Source organism: Noviherbaspirillum aridicola (genome assembly GCF_019656455.1).
Taxonomy (GTDB): Bacteria; Pseudomonadota; Gammaproteobacteria; order Burkholderiales; family Burkholderiaceae_D; genus Noviherbaspirillum; species Noviherbaspirillum aridicola.
On sequence record NZ_BPMK01000013.1, the window covers coordinates 85496 to 98707 of the forward strand.

13 protein-coding genes are annotated in these 13212 nt (G+C 64.6%); 7 read left to right on the forward strand and 6 right to left on the reverse strand.

Annotated features, from left to right (window positions below; genetic code table 11):
- Positions 1-8 precede the first annotated feature (8 nt).
- Entirely contained in the window at positions 9-956 is a 948-nt protein-coding gene (locus tag NCCP691_RS15070) for a hydrogen peroxide-inducible genes activator (RefSeq protein ID WP_220809376.1), read from the reverse strand.
- 92 nt (positions 957-1048) lie between these two features.
- Positions 1049-3124, reverse strand: coding sequence for an ATP-dependent DNA helicase RecG (gene recG / locus NCCP691_RS15075; RefSeq protein ID WP_220809377.1), 2076 nt, complete (start codon positions 3122-3124; stop codon positions 1049-1051).
- 151 nt (positions 3125-3275) lie between these two features.
- On the opposite strand from recG, the gene queA reads away from it, so the two are divergent.
- From queA to NCCP691_RS15105, 6 genes are all read left to right on the forward strand, one after another.
- Complete coding sequence (gene queA, locus NCCP691_RS15080; protein ID WP_220809378.1) at positions 3276-4307, forward strand: tRNA preQ1(34) S-adenosylmethionine ribosyltransferase-isomerase QueA; 1032 nt, start codon at positions 3276-3278, stop codon at positions 4305-4307.
- Entirely contained in the window at positions 4307-5434 is a 1128-nt protein-coding gene (gene tgt / locus NCCP691_RS15085) for a tRNA guanosine(34) transglycosylase Tgt (RefSeq protein WP_220809379.1), read from the forward strand. Before queA ends, tgt begins: the two co-directional genes overlap by 1 nt.
- A gap of 121 nt (positions 5435-5555) precedes the next feature.
- Positions 5556-5822, forward strand: coding sequence for a preprotein translocase subunit YajC (gene yajC / locus NCCP691_RS15090; RefSeq protein ID WP_238482457.1), 267 nt, complete (start codon positions 5556-5558; stop codon positions 5820-5822).
- A 75-nt stretch (positions 5823-5897) separates the two neighbouring features.
- Positions 5898-7757, forward strand: a complete 1860-nt coding sequence (gene secD, locus NCCP691_RS15095) for a protein translocase subunit SecD (protein WP_220809381.1) — start codon at positions 5898-5900, stop codon at positions 7755-7757.
- 71 nt (positions 7758-7828) lie between these two features.
- Positions 7829-8773, forward strand: a complete 945-nt coding sequence (gene secF, locus NCCP691_RS15100; RefSeq protein WP_220809382.1) for a protein translocase subunit SecF — start codon at positions 7829-7831, stop codon at positions 8771-8773.
- A gap of 83 nt (positions 8774-8856) precedes the next feature.
- Positions 8857-9525, forward strand: a complete 669-nt coding sequence (locus NCCP691_RS15105) for a cytochrome b/b6 domain-containing protein (RefSeq protein WP_220809383.1) — start codon at positions 8857-8859, stop codon at positions 9523-9525.
- A gap of 55 nt (positions 9526-9580) precedes the next feature.
- Here the strand turns inward: NCCP691_RS15105 and NCCP691_RS15110 are convergent, their stop codons facing one another.
- On the reverse strand, positions 9581-10030 hold the full coding sequence (locus NCCP691_RS15110; protein WP_220809384.1) for a c-type cytochrome: 450 nt from the start codon (positions 10028-10030) through the stop codon (positions 9581-9583).
- A 97-nt stretch (positions 10031-10127) separates the two neighbouring features.
- The gene (gene purB / locus NCCP691_RS15115) at positions 10128-11495 is read right to left on the reverse strand and encodes an adenylosuccinate lyase (protein ID WP_220809385.1); all 1368 of its coding nucleotides are present in this window, start codon (positions 11493-11495) and stop codon (positions 10128-10130) included.
- Between the two features lie 181 nt (positions 11496-11676).
- On the opposite strand from purB, the gene NCCP691_RS15120 reads away from it, so the two are divergent.
- On the forward strand, positions 11677-12285 hold the full coding sequence (locus NCCP691_RS15120) for a glutathione S-transferase C-terminal domain-containing protein (protein WP_220809386.1): 609 nt from the start codon (positions 11677-11679) through the stop codon (positions 12283-12285).
- Positions 12286-12347: 62 nt separating this feature from the next.
- On the opposite strand, the gene bfr is transcribed toward NCCP691_RS15120, so the two are convergent.
- Together bfr and NCCP691_RS15130 are read right to left on the reverse strand one after the other, a co-directional pair.
- On the reverse strand, positions 12348-12818 hold the full coding sequence (gene bfr / locus NCCP691_RS15125) for a bacterioferritin (protein WP_220809387.1): 471 nt from the start codon (positions 12816-12818) through the stop codon (positions 12348-12350).
- A gap of 158 nt (positions 12819-12976) precedes the next feature.
- Positions 12977-13195 carry a (2Fe-2S)-binding protein gene (locus NCCP691_RS15130; protein WP_220809388.1) on the reverse strand — a complete coding sequence of 73 codons (219 nt, stop codon included), beginning with the start codon at positions 13193-13195 and terminating at the stop codon, positions 12977-12979.
- Between the last annotated feature and the right edge of the window lie 17 nt (positions 13196-13212).

Consider the following 13212-nt stretch of genomic DNA (forward strand, 5'->3'; position numbering starts at 1 on the left):
AACGGTGGTCAGGCCGCGGCTTCCGTTTCGTCGGGCAGCATGGTGACGCCGTTCAGGTCGCAGGAGAGGACGGCTTCTCTCACGGCGTGGATGGCGGCGGCTCTGGTAAAGCTTTTGCGCCAGGCGATGACTACCCGCCTGGAAGGACCGGGGGCCGTGAAGGGGATGTAGCGCAGCATGCTGTCGGGCTGCTCGCTTTCCGGGACCGAGGCGCAGGGCAGGACCGTGATGCCGATGCCGGAGGCGACCATGTGGCGGATGGTCTCCAGCGACGAACCCTCGAAGGTGCGGGCGATGCCGTCGCCGGAGGTGGAGTAGCGCGCCATCTCGGGGCAGACTTCCAGCACCTGGTCGCGGAAGCAGTGGCCGTTGCCGAGCAGGAGCATGGTTTCCGACTTCAGTTCTTCGGCGTCGATCGCCTTGCGGCTGGCCCACGGATGGTTCTTCGGCAGGGCGACGACGAAGGGTTCGTCGTACAGCGGCGCCACCGACAGGCCCTGTTCGGGGAAGGGCAGGGCCATGATCGCGGCGTCGAGTTCGCCCTGGCGCAGCAGTTCGATCAGCCGCGCGGTGAAGTTTTCCTGCAGCACCAGCGGCATCTGCGGCACCCGCTCGATCATGGTCTTGACCAGCGGCGGCAGCAGGTAGGGGGCGACGGTGTAAATCACGCCGAGCCGCAGCGGACCGGCGAGCGGGTCCTTGTTCTGCTTGGCGATTTCCTTGATGGCGGCGGTCTGTTCCAGCACCCGCTCGGCCTGCGCCACGATCTGCGCGCCGATCGGCGTGACCGAGACTTCCGATCCGCCGCGCTCGAAAATGCTCACGCCGAGTTCATCCTCGAGTTTCTTGATCGCCACCGACAGCGTCGGCTGCGCCACGAAGCAGGCTTCCGCCGCATGCCCGAAGTGCTTTTCGCGGGCGACGGCGACGATGTACTTGAGTTCGGTGAGTGTCATGATGGCTGGCCGCGCAGGGCTGGTGCGGCTATCTGGGTCTCAGGCTTCATAGTATAGGTCTATGATTCGACGCTTGCCAGCCTTGTCGCGGCTTATGCCTTCAGGAATTCTTCCCGGCCGCCGAGCCAGCGCGCGAGATGGGCGTCGACGATGGCCGGCGCTTCGTGCAGCAGTTTCTGCGCGACATCGCGCGCCTGGTCCACCAGCCACTGGTCGGTTTCCAGATCGGCGAAGCGCAGCATCGCCTGGCCCGATTGCCGGGCGCCGAGGAATTCGCCGGGGCCGCGGATTTCCAGGTCGCGCCGGGCGATCTCGAAACCGTCGGTGGTTTCCCGCATCGTCATCAGCCGCTGCTTGGCGGTCATCCCGAGCGGGCTCTGGTAGAGCAGCAGGCAGACGCTGGCGGCCGAGCCGCGTCCGACCCGCCCGCGCAACTGGTGCAGCTGCGACAGGCCGAAACGCTCGGCGTGCTCGATGACCATCAGCGAGGCATTCGGTACATCGACGCCAACCTCGATCACGGTAGTGGCGACCAGCACATGGATGTCGTTGCGGATGAACCCGTCCATCACCAGCTGTTTTTCCGCCGGCTTCATGCGGCCGTGCACCAGGCCGACGCGCAGGTCGGGCAGGGCTTCCTGCAGCGCGGCATGGGTGTCGGTGGCGGTCTGCAGTTGCAGCGCTTCCGATTCCTCGATCAGCGGACATACCCAGTAAGCCTGGCGGCCTTCCAGCACCGCCGCATGCACCCGCTCGATCACCTGCTCGCGCCGGTTCTGGTCGATGGTGCGGGTGACGATCGGCGTGCGCCCGGGCGGCAGCTCGTCGATGACCGACACTTCCAGGTCGGCGTAATAAGTCATCGCCAGCGTGCGCGGAATCGGCGTGGCCGACATCATCAGCTGATGCGGCACGGTCTGCGCCGCCTGTTCCAGCCCCTTGTTGCGCAGCGCCAGCCGCTGGCCGACGCCGAAGCGGTGCTGTTCGTCGACGATCACCAGCCCGAGCCGGTCGAATTCCACGCCCTCCTGGATCAGCGCATGGGTGCCGATCACCAGCCGCGCCTCGCCGGACTCCACCAGCGCCTGCGCGGCTTCCTTTTCCTTCTTTTTGAGGCTGCCGGTGAGCCAGGCCACGCGCACGCCGAGCGGTTCCATCCACTGCGCGATCTTGCGGAAATGCTGTTCGGCCAGGATTTCGGTCGGCGCCATCAGCGCCGCCTGGCAGCCGCTGTCGATCGCCTGCGCCGCGGCCAGCGCCGCCACCACCGTCTTGCCGCTGCCGACGTCGCCCTGCAGCAGGCGCTGCATCGGATAGGGCTGCCGCAGGTCGGCGCGGATTTCCTCCAGCACGCGCTGCTGGGCGCCGGTCAGCGCAAACGGCAGCTGCGCGAGAAAGTCGCGCGACAGCGCGCCGGTGACGCCGAGCGGCGTGGCGCCTTTCGCCCGCCGCGCGGCCTGGGCGCGCTTGAGCGACAGCTGCTGCGCCAGCAGCTCGTCGAATTTCATCCGCGTCCAGGCGGGATGCGAGCGGTCCATCAGCGCCGCCTCGCTGACATCCGGCGGCGGGTTGTGCAGCAGCCGCACCGAGGCTTCGAAGGGCTGCAGCCGCAGCGCCTGCAGCATGGGCGGGGGCAGCGTGTCGCGCCAGTCGACGCGGCTCATCGCATTGTTGATCGCGGTGCGCAGGTAGGCCTGCGACAGGCCTTCGCCGGCCGGATAGACCGGGGTCAGCGACTGCGGCAGCGGCGCGCCTTCGTTGACGACCTTGTAAGTCGGATGGACCATCTCGGCACCGAAGAAGCCGTGGCGGACTTCTCCGCGCGCCCGCACCCGGGTGCCGGGCTCGAGCTGCTTGAGCTGGCTGCCGTAGAAATTCAGGAAACGCATCACCAGCTCGCCCGAGTCGTCGCGCAGGGTCACCACCATCTGGCGGCGCGGGCGATACTGGACTTCGGAGGTGGCGACGATGCCCTCGACCTGGGCCGGGCTGCCGGCCATGAAGCCGGCTTCGCGGATCGGAACGATCTGCGTCTCGTCCTCGTAGCGCAGCGGCAGGTGCAGCACCAGGTCCATGTCCGTGCGCAGTCCCATGCGGGCCAGCTTGGTACGCGCGATTTCGGCTTTGGACTTGGCGGGAGCTGCGGACGTGCGCTTGGCAACGGGCATGAGTATTCGCGCGGCAGGGCGTAAAATAGCGGGTTTTGTTGATGACGGCGGCGCCGTCCGGACGTGCCTGCCATTGTATGGCAATCCTGCCAACGCGGAAATGCGTTGCACGCGTTCCGTTGTTACCGTTGTTCTTCCTGCCGCTTCCCGTATGTCCAGCCATTCGTACACGCTTTCCGATTTCGATTTCGATCTGCCGCCCGAGCTGATCGCGCAGACGCCGCTGGCCGAACGCAGCGCCTCCCGCCTGCTGCACGTGGACGGCATGACGCCGCGCGACCGTGCCTTCGGCGACATCGTCGACCTGCTGCAGCCGGGCGATCTGCTGGTGTTCAACGACACCCGCGTGCTCAAGGCGCGCTTCTTCGGCGCCAAGGAGACCGGCGGCAAGGTCGAGGTGCTGGTCGAGCGCGTGCTCGACAACCGCACCGTCCACGCGCAGGTGCGCGCCTCGAAATCGCCGCACGCCGGCACCCGCATCCGCCTCGCCGACGCCTTCGACGTCACCGTGGGCGAACGCGCCGGCGAGTTCTTCACGCTGCACTTCCCGGAGGACGTGTTCGACCTGATCGAGGCCCATGGCCGGCTGCCGCTGCCGCCCTACATCGAGCATGCGGCCGACGAGTTCGACGAACAGCGTTACCAGACCGTCTATGCGAAGCAGCCCGGCGCCGTCGCCGCGCCCACCGCCGGTCTGCATTTCGACCAGCCGCTGCTGGAGCGCCTGCGCGCGCGCGGCGTCGGCTTCGCCTATGTCACGCTGCACGTCGGCGCCGGCACGTTCCAGCCGGTGCGCAGCGAGAACCTGGCCGAGCACAAGATGCACAGCGAGTGGTACACCATGCCGCCCGAAACCGTGGCCGCCGTGCAGGCGACCAAAGCCGCCGGCGGCAGGGTGGTGGCGGTGGGCACCACCAGCATGCGCGCGCTGGAGTCCGCCTCGCAGTCCGGCGCCCTGGTCGCCGGCAGCGCCGACACCGCGCTGTTCATCACGCCCGGCTATCGCTTCAAGACCGTGGACCGGCTGGTCACCAACTTCCATCTGCCGAAGTCCACGCTGCTGATGCTGGTGTCGGCCTTCGCCGGCTACGATGAAATCCGCGCCGCCTACGCCCATGCGATCGCGCAGCGCTACCGCTTTTTCAGCTATGGCGACGCCATGCTCCTGACCCGAAAAGACTGATGCTCAACTTCAAACTGCTCAAGACCGACGGCCGCGCCCGCCGCGGCCGCCTCACCCTCAACCACGGCGTGGTCGAGACTCCGATCTTCATGCCGGTCGGGACTTATGGATCCGTCAAGGCGATGTCGCCGCTGGAACTCAAGGAAATCGATGCCCAGATCATTCTCGGCAATACCTTCCATCTCTGGCTGCGCCCCGGCCTCGACGTGGTCGGCAAGTTCGAGGGCCTGCACCGCTTCATCGGCTGGGACAAGCCCATCCTGACCGACTCCGGCGGTTTCCAGGTGTTTTCGCTCGGCGCGATGCGCAAGATCACCGAGGAGGGCGTGAAGTTCGCGTCCCCGGTCAACGGCGACAAACTGTTCCTGTCGCCCGAGATCTCGATGCAGATCCAGAAGGTGCTCAACTCCGACATCGTCATGCAGTTCGACGAGTGCACGCCGTACGAAATCGATGGCCGCCCGGCTACCGAGGACGAAGCCGGCAAGTCGATGCGCATGTCGCTGCGCTGGGCGAAGCGCTCGCGCAATGAATTCGACCAGGGCGGCAACCCGAACGCGCTGTTCGGCATCGTCCAGGGCGGCATGTATGAAAACCTGCGCGACGAATCCCTGGCCGGCCTGCAGGAAATCGGCTTCGAAGGCTATGCGATCGGCGGCCTCTCGGTCGGCGAGCCCAAGGAAGACATGATGCGGGTTCTGGAACACGTCGGCCCGCGCCTGCCGGCCGACAAGCCGCACTACCTGATGGGCGTCGGCACGCCGGAAGACCTGGTCGCGGGCGTGGCCGCCGGCGTCGACATGTTCGACTGCGTGATGCCGACCCGGAACGCGCGCAACGGCTGGCTGTTTACCCGTTTCGGCGACCTCAAGATCAAGAATTCCCGCTACAAGGATGAGGATAAACCGCTGGATGAGAGCTGCGACTGTTATACATGTCGCAACTTCTCCCGCGCCTATCTTTATCATCTGCACAAGGCCGGCGAGATCCTCGGCGCCCGTTTGAACACCATCCACAACCTGCATTACTACCTGCAGCTGATGCGCGAGATGCGGGCGGCGATCGACGACGACCGCTTCCAGGCCTTCGTGGCCCGCTTCCACGCCGACCGGGCGCGCGGGGTCTAGCATCTTTGAACCGGATGCTAGAATGCCGGGTTAGTCAAAACCACCCTCAACGGAGATATAAAAAGTGTTCATTTCCAACGCCTATGCACAGACCGCGGCCGGTGGCGCCGAAGCCGGTTTCATGAGCTTCATGCCCATCATCCTGATGTTCGTCGTGCTGTACTTCCTGATGATTCGTCCGCAGATGAAGCGTCAGAAGGAACACAAGGCCATGATGGAAGCACTCGCCAAGGGCGATGAAGTGGTCACCGCCGGCGGCGTGCTCGGCAAGGTCAGCAAGGTGAGCGATGCCTACGTGACGCTGGAAATCGCCGACGGCACCGAGATCGTGGTGCAAAAGGTCGCCGTCACCACGCTTTTGCCGAAGGGCACGATCAAGTCGCTGTAAGCGGCACGGGAGCGCGGCACGCTCCCCGACGGACGGCATCCCGGACCGTCCGCCTCCAACATCAGGTTGAAAGCCATGAATCGCTATCCCGTCTGGAAATACATACTGATCGTCGTCGCGCTCCTGTTCGGCGTGCTGTACACGGTGCCCAACTTCTTCGGCGAATCGCCGGCGGTGCAGGTCAGCAGCGCCAAGGCCACGGTCAAGGTCGATCCCCGCACCATGGACCGGGTGCAGGAAGTGCTGAACAAGGGCAGTGTCCCGCCCGAGAGCGTGAGCTATGACCTCAGCGGCAACCAGGGTTCGGTGCGCGCCCGCTTCGGCAGCACCGACGCCCAGTTCAAGGCCAAGGCGCTGCTCGAGAAGGAGCTCAACGCCGATCCGGCCGATCCGACCTACATGGTCGCCTTCAACCTGATGCCCAATACTCCGCAATGGCTGCAGAGCATCGGCGCGCTGCCGATGTACCTCGGCCTCGACCTGCGCGGCGGCGTGCACTTCCTGATGCAGGTCGACACCAAGGGCGTGCTCAACAAGCGCCTGCAGGGCCTGCAGACCGGCCTGCGCACGACGCTGCGCGACAAGAACGTGCGCCATGCCGGCATCAACCGCAGCGGCGACACCGTCGAAGTCCTGTTCCGCGACGCCGAGACCCTGAGCCGCGCGCGCAGCATCATCGGCGAGCAGTTCGGCGACCTCAACCTGCAGGAAACCGCGGTCGGCAGCGATCTCAAGCTGGTTGCCAGCTACAAGCCGGAGACGCTCAAGACCACCGTCGAGCAGGCGGTGCAGCAGAACATCAGCACCCTGTCCAAGCGGGTCAACGAGCTCGGCGTGGCCGAACCGGTGATCCAGCGCCAGGGCGCCGACCGCATCGTGGTGCAGCTGCCCGGCGTGCAGGACGTCTCGCGCGCCAAGGACATCATCGGCCGTACCGCCACGCTGGAAGTGCGCATGGTCGACGAAAGCGTGGCGCGGGGCACCGAGCTGTCCGGCGCCGTGCCCTTCGGCTCGGAACTGTTCAAGGTCGGCAAGGGCGCCCCGGTGGTGCTCTACAAGGACCCGATCATCACCGGCGAATACATCTCCAGCGCCGCCGCCAGCTTCGACCAGAACCAGCAGCCCTCGGTCAGCATCGACCTCAACGGCGACGGCGGCCGCCGCATGCGGGAAGCGACCCGCAACAAGATCGGCAAGCTGATGGCCATCGTCCTGTTCGAGAAGAACAAGGGCGAGGTGCTGACGGTGGCGACCATCCAGGACGAGCTGGGCTCGCGCTTCCAGATCACCGGCATGGGTTCCTCGGAAGCCGCCAACGACCTGGCGCTGCTGCTGCGCGCCGGCTCGCTCGCCGCGCCGATGGAAATCATCGAGGAACGCACCATCGGCCCGCAGCTCGGCGCCGAGAACATCCAGAAGGGCTTCAACTCGACGCTGTACGGCTTCGCGGCGATCGCCATCTTCATGGTCATCTACTACCACCTGTTCGGCTTCTTCAGCGTGTTCGCGCTGGCGGTCAACCTGCTGCTGCTGATCGCGGTGCTGTCGACGATGCAGGCGACGCTGACGCTGCCCGGCATGGCGGCGATCGCCTTCACGCTCGGCATGGCGATCGACGCCAACGTGCTGATCAACGAGCGGATACGGGAAGAACTGCGCGCCGGGAATTCGCCGCAGGCCGCGATCGCGGCCGGCTTCGACCGCGCCTGGGCCACGATTCTCGACTCCAACGTGACCACGATGATCGCCGGCCTGGCGCTGCTGATCTTCGGTTCCGGCGCCATCCGCGGCTTCGCGGTGGTGCACTGCCTCGGCATCCTGACCTCGATCTTCTCCTCGGTCTTCGTCTCGCGCGGCATCGCCAACCTCTGGTACGGCCGCAAGAAGAAACTGCAGAAGATCTCGATCGGCCAGGTCTGGAAACCGAACGCCTGAGCCGCACCGGCACCAGGGCATCAAGCTATCTGGCGGCCCGCGCCTGAGCGGGCCGCACTGAAAGGACAGAGATGGAGCTTTTCCGAATCAAGAGGGACATTCCCTTCATGCGCCACGCATTGATCTTCAATGCGATTTCGGTGCTTACGTTTGTCGCAGCCGTATTCTTCCTGTTCTACAAGGGACTGCACCTGTCGATCGAGTTCACCGGCGGCACCGTGATGGAAGTCACCTACAGCAAGCCGGCCGACCTGGAGGGCATGCGGCGCAGCATCGAGGGCCTCGGCTACACCGATACCCAGGTGCAGAGCTTCGGCACCGCGCAGGACGTCATGATCCGCCTCCCGGCGCGCAAGGACGTGAGCTCGGCCCAGCAGAGCGAAAAGGTGATGGGCGCGCTCAAGGCCCAGGACGACAGCGTGCGCCTGCAGCGGGTGGAATTCGTCGGCCCGCAGGTGGGCGACGAACTCACGCACGACGGCCTGATGGCGCTGGGCATGGTGATCATCGGCATCGTGATCTATCTCGCTTTCCGCTTCGAGTGGAAATTCGCGGTGGCGGCCATCATCGCCAACCTGCACGACGTGGTGATCATCCTCGGCTTCTTCGCCTTCTTCCAGTGGGAATTCTCGCTGACGGTGCTGGCCGCCGTGCTGGCGATCCTGGGCTACTCGGTCAATGAATCGGTGGTCATCTTCGACCGCGTGCGCGAGACCTTCCGCGACCGGCGCTTCGGCAAGATGGACACCGCCGACGTGATGAACCACGCGATCACCAGCACCATCTCGCGCACCATCATCACCCACGGTTCCACCCAGATCATGGTGCTGTCGATGCTGGTGTTCGGCGGCGCCACGCTGCACTACTTCTCGGTCGCACTGACCATCGGCATCCTGTTCGGCATCTATTCATCGGTGTTCGTCGCCGCTGCCGTCGCGATGTGGCTGGGCGTCAAGCGCGAAGACCTGATCAAGCCGGTCAAGGAAAAAAGCGAGACCGACGGCGCAGTCGTCTGACCCGCGCCGGGTCCACGAGCCAGCCTGCGGGCTGGCTTTTTTTTCGGCTACACTTTCGCGATTCGTTCTGAAGGGGGCAAGGCATGAAGAAAGTGCGCGTATGGGACCTGCCGCTGCGTCTTTTCCATTGGACGCTGGCGGTGCTGATCATTGTCGCGGTGGTCACGCAGAACATCGGCGGCAATGCGATGGAATGGCATTTCCGCGCCGGCTATGCGGTGCTGGCGCTGCTGCTGTTCAGGGTGCTATGGGGATTCGTCGGCAGCCGCTACGCGCGCTTCGCCAGCTTCGTGTACGGTCCGTCATCGATCGTCGGCTACCTGCGCGGACGCGGTCGGCACGACGTCGGCCACAATCCGCTCGGCGCACTGTCGGTGTTCGCGTTGCTTGGCGTACTGCTGATGCAGGCCGCCGGCGGCATGTTCGCCAACGACGACATCGCGTCGGAAGGGCCGCTGGCGAAGTTCATCAGCAAGGAAGTGTCCGACCAGATCACCTGGCTGCACACGGAAGTCGGCGCGCTGCTGATCTATGTGCTGGTCGGCCTGCATGTGCTGGCGATCCTGTACTACCGCATCGTCCGGCGCCGCAATCTCGTGCGCGCGATGATCACCGGCGACCAGGAGGTGGATGCCGAGGCACCCGCCGCCAACGACTCCTGGGGCATGCGCCTGCTCGCCGCGCTGCTGCTGGCCGCGAGCGCCGGCTTCGTCTGGTACCTCGTGACGCTGCCGCCCAAGGCCTACATGTAGGCGTCCAAAGCAAAACGCCCGGCAAGCCGGGCGTTTTTTCATCGCGCGTCGCGCATTACTTGTTGCGGTAGTTGTCGTGGCAAGCCTTGCAGGACTGGCCGACCGCGCCGAACGCGGCCTTGATCGCGTTCAGGTCGCCCGACTTCGCGGCGGCGGACAGCTTGGCCGACTCCGCCTGCAGCTTCTCGGCGCCGGCCTTGAACTTGTCCTGTTCTTTCCAGATTTCCGGCTTGGCCTTGGAATTCTGCTCCGAACCCTGCGGGAAGGCATTCCAGGGCAGCTTGCTCATCGTCTCGATGATGGCCGCATCGGCTTCCACCGCCGCCTTGTCGTAGGGACGCTCGCCCTTGACGACCGCGCCGACGCGGCCCATGTGCGTGCCCATCACGGAAAACACCGACTGGCGGTACTTCACCGCGTCTTCCACCTTGGCGAACTGGGCCTGGGCGGCAAACGGAACGGCTGCGAGAGTGGTCAGTGCAATGCTGGCTAGGATGCGCTTCATACGGTTTCCTTTGCTGGTGGAGTACGGAAAGCAAGGCGGGCCGGCCGGCCCGCCGCTTGCGCATTCTACAAGCAAGAAAGAAAAGTTGCTCCGAAGATCAGATTTCCCGCGCCAGCTTTTCCGCGCGACCGATGTAGTTGGCAGGGGTCATGGCCAGCAGCTGGTCCTTGGCGGTCTGCGGAATCGAGAGACCGTTGATGAACTCCTGCAGGCCTTCCCGGGAAATGCCCTTGCCACGGGTGAGCTCCTTGAGCTGCTCGTACGGGTTTTCGACGCCGTAGCGGCGCATCACCGTCTGCACCGGCTCGGCCAGCACTTCCCAGGTCGCGTCCAGGTCTTCGGCCAGCCGCTGCGGATTGACTTCCAGCTTGTTCAGCCCGCGCAGGCAGCTGTCATACGCCAGCACCGCATAGCCGAAGGCGACGCCGATATTGCGCAGCACCGTGGAGTCGGTCAGGTCCCGCTGCCAGCGCGAGACCGGCAGCTTTTCGGCGAGGTGCTTGAGCACCGCATTGGCGAGGCCGAGATTTCCTTCCGAGTTCTCGAAATCGATCGGATTGACCTTGTGCGGCATGGTCGACGATCCGATCTCGCCCGCCTTGGTGCGCTGCTTGAAGTAGCCGAGCGAGATGTAGCCCCAGATGTCGCGGTTCAGGTCGAGCAGGATGGTGTTGGCACGCGCGACGGCGTCGAACAGCTCGGCCATGTAGTCGTGCGGCTCGATCTGGATGGTGTAGGGATTGAACACCAGCCCCAGGCGCTCCTCGATCACCCTGCGGGAAAACGCTTCCCAGTCGAAGCCGGGGTAGGCCGACAGATGCGCGTTGTAGTTGCCGACCGCGCCGTTCATCTTGCCGAGGATCTCGACGCCGGCGATGCGCTGCTGCGCGCGACGCAGGCGCGCCACGACGTTGGCGATTTCCTTGCCGAGCGTGGTCGGGCTGGCCGGCTGGCCATGGGTGCGGGACAGCATCGGCAGCGCCGCGTGTTCATGCGCGAGTTCGGTCAGCCTGGCGATCACCGCCTGCAGCGACGGCAGCAGCACGGTATCGCGCGCGGCCTTGAGCATCATGCCGTGCGAGGTGTTGTTGATGTCTTCCGAGGTGCAGGCGAAATGGATGAACTCCGACGCCGCCACCAGCTCCGGCACATCCTTCACCTTTTCCTTGAGCCAGTACTCGACCGCCTTCACGTCATGATTGGTGACCGCCTCGATGGCCTTGATGCGCTCGGCGTCGGCCTCGGAGAATTCGTTGGCGAGTTTGTCGAGCAGCGCGGTGGCGGCGGGCGAGAACGGCTTGATCTCGTCGAAGCCGGCGCCGGCCAGCGCCTGCAGCCACGCGATTTCCACTTTCACGCGGTGGTGCATGAAGCCGGCTTCCGAAAGGATGGGGCGCAGCTTGTCGGTCTTGGCGGCGTAGCGGCCGTCCAGCGGGGAGAGGGCGGAGAGAGTGGAGATCGGCATGTCAGTAGGAGCGCAAGGGTGAAAACCAGGCATCGGCGCGCAGTGTCCGCCGGTGCGAAGAGCCCGCCATTCTACCATTGCGCCTCCGGCCGGAATCCCGCCCCGCCGCCGCGCCGGACGTATCGAATAGACTGACCTTCCTCAATGTTATAATCGCAATCAATTCATACCATACCCATCTATGAAACTCGTCGGCTCCCTGACCAGCCCCTATGTTCGCAAAGTCCGTGTCGTCATGGCGGAGAAAAAGCTCGACTACGAGCTGATTCTTGAAAACGTCTGGGCACCGGATACCCGCATTCAGCAATCCAACCCGCTCGGGAAGGTGCCCTGCCTGGTGATGGAAGACGGCGGCGCGATGTTCGATTCGCGCGTGATCGTCGAATATCTCGATACCCTGACCCCTGTGTGCAAGCTGATCCCGCCGAACGGGCGCGAGCGCGCCGAAGTCAAGTGCTGGGAAGCGCTGGCCGACGGCGTCGTCGACGCGGCAATCCTGGTGCGGCTGGAGCGCACGCTGCGGCCCGAAGCGCAGCAGAGCGATGAGTGGGTCGAGCGCCAGATGAGCAAGGTGCACGCCGGCCTCAAGGCGATGGCCGCCGGCCTCAAGGACACCCCGTATTGCTGCGGTACCCATTACACGCTCGCCGATGTCGCGGTCGGCTGCGCGCTCGGGTGGATGTCGTTCCGCTTCCCCGAGATCGACTGGCGCGCCGATTATCAGAATCTCGCCAAGCTGTTCGATAAGCTCTCGGAGCGGCAGTCGTTCAAGGATACCGTGCCCCAGTAAGCGCGGCCGAACCAATAAAAAAGGCAGCCGAGGCTGCCTTTTTTGTCGTCCGCTCCCTGCAATCACTCGTCCATCTGGGACTGCAGGTAATTCTGGATGCCGATCTTGTTGATCAGGTCGAGCTGGGTCTCCAGCCATTCGATGTGTTCCTCGGTGTCGTCGAGAATCTCGACCAGCAGCTCGCGCGACACATAGTCATGCGCGGCCTCGCAGGCGGCGATGCCATCCTTGATCGTCTGCTGCGCCGCCTGTTCCAGCTTCAGGTCGCATTCCAGCATTTCCTGCGTATTCTCGCCGATCATCAGCTTGTGCAGCGCCTGCAGATTGGGCAGCCCGTCGAGCATCAGGATGCGGTCGATCAGGCGGTCGGCGTGCTTCATCTCGCCGATCGATTCGTCGTATTCCTTCTTTCCCAGTCTCTCGAGACCCCAGTGCTTGTACATCCGGGCATGCAGGAAGTACTGGTTGATCGCGGTAAGTTCGTTGGTGAGCTGCGCATTGAGCAGCCGGATAATGTTCGGATCACCCTTCATGTATGCCTCTGCGGTGTGTTATCGGAGTCGTAACACGCATGATAGCGCAGAGGCGGAAGTTATTCAGCCGACAGGCTGCGTTTCGTTAGCGAGAATCGTTCGCACCTGCCCGCCCGGGCCGGGGAGGCAGGTGGGGGAGGCGGGGGGAGTGCGGGTCGTCAGGCGGCGGCAAACGCGGGCTGGAAGAATGCGGGTTGCGGTTCGCGCGCGCCTTCTTCCAGGGATTCGCGCAGCACCGTCTTCGCGCAGGAGTGGCATTTGCCACAGCAGGTGCCGACCTGTAGCTGTTCGCGCAACTGCGGCATGGTGGTCACGCCTTCGCTGACAGCCTGGCGGATTTTTCGGTCGGAGACATTGTGGCAAACGCAAACGATCATTTTCGGTATTCGGTATT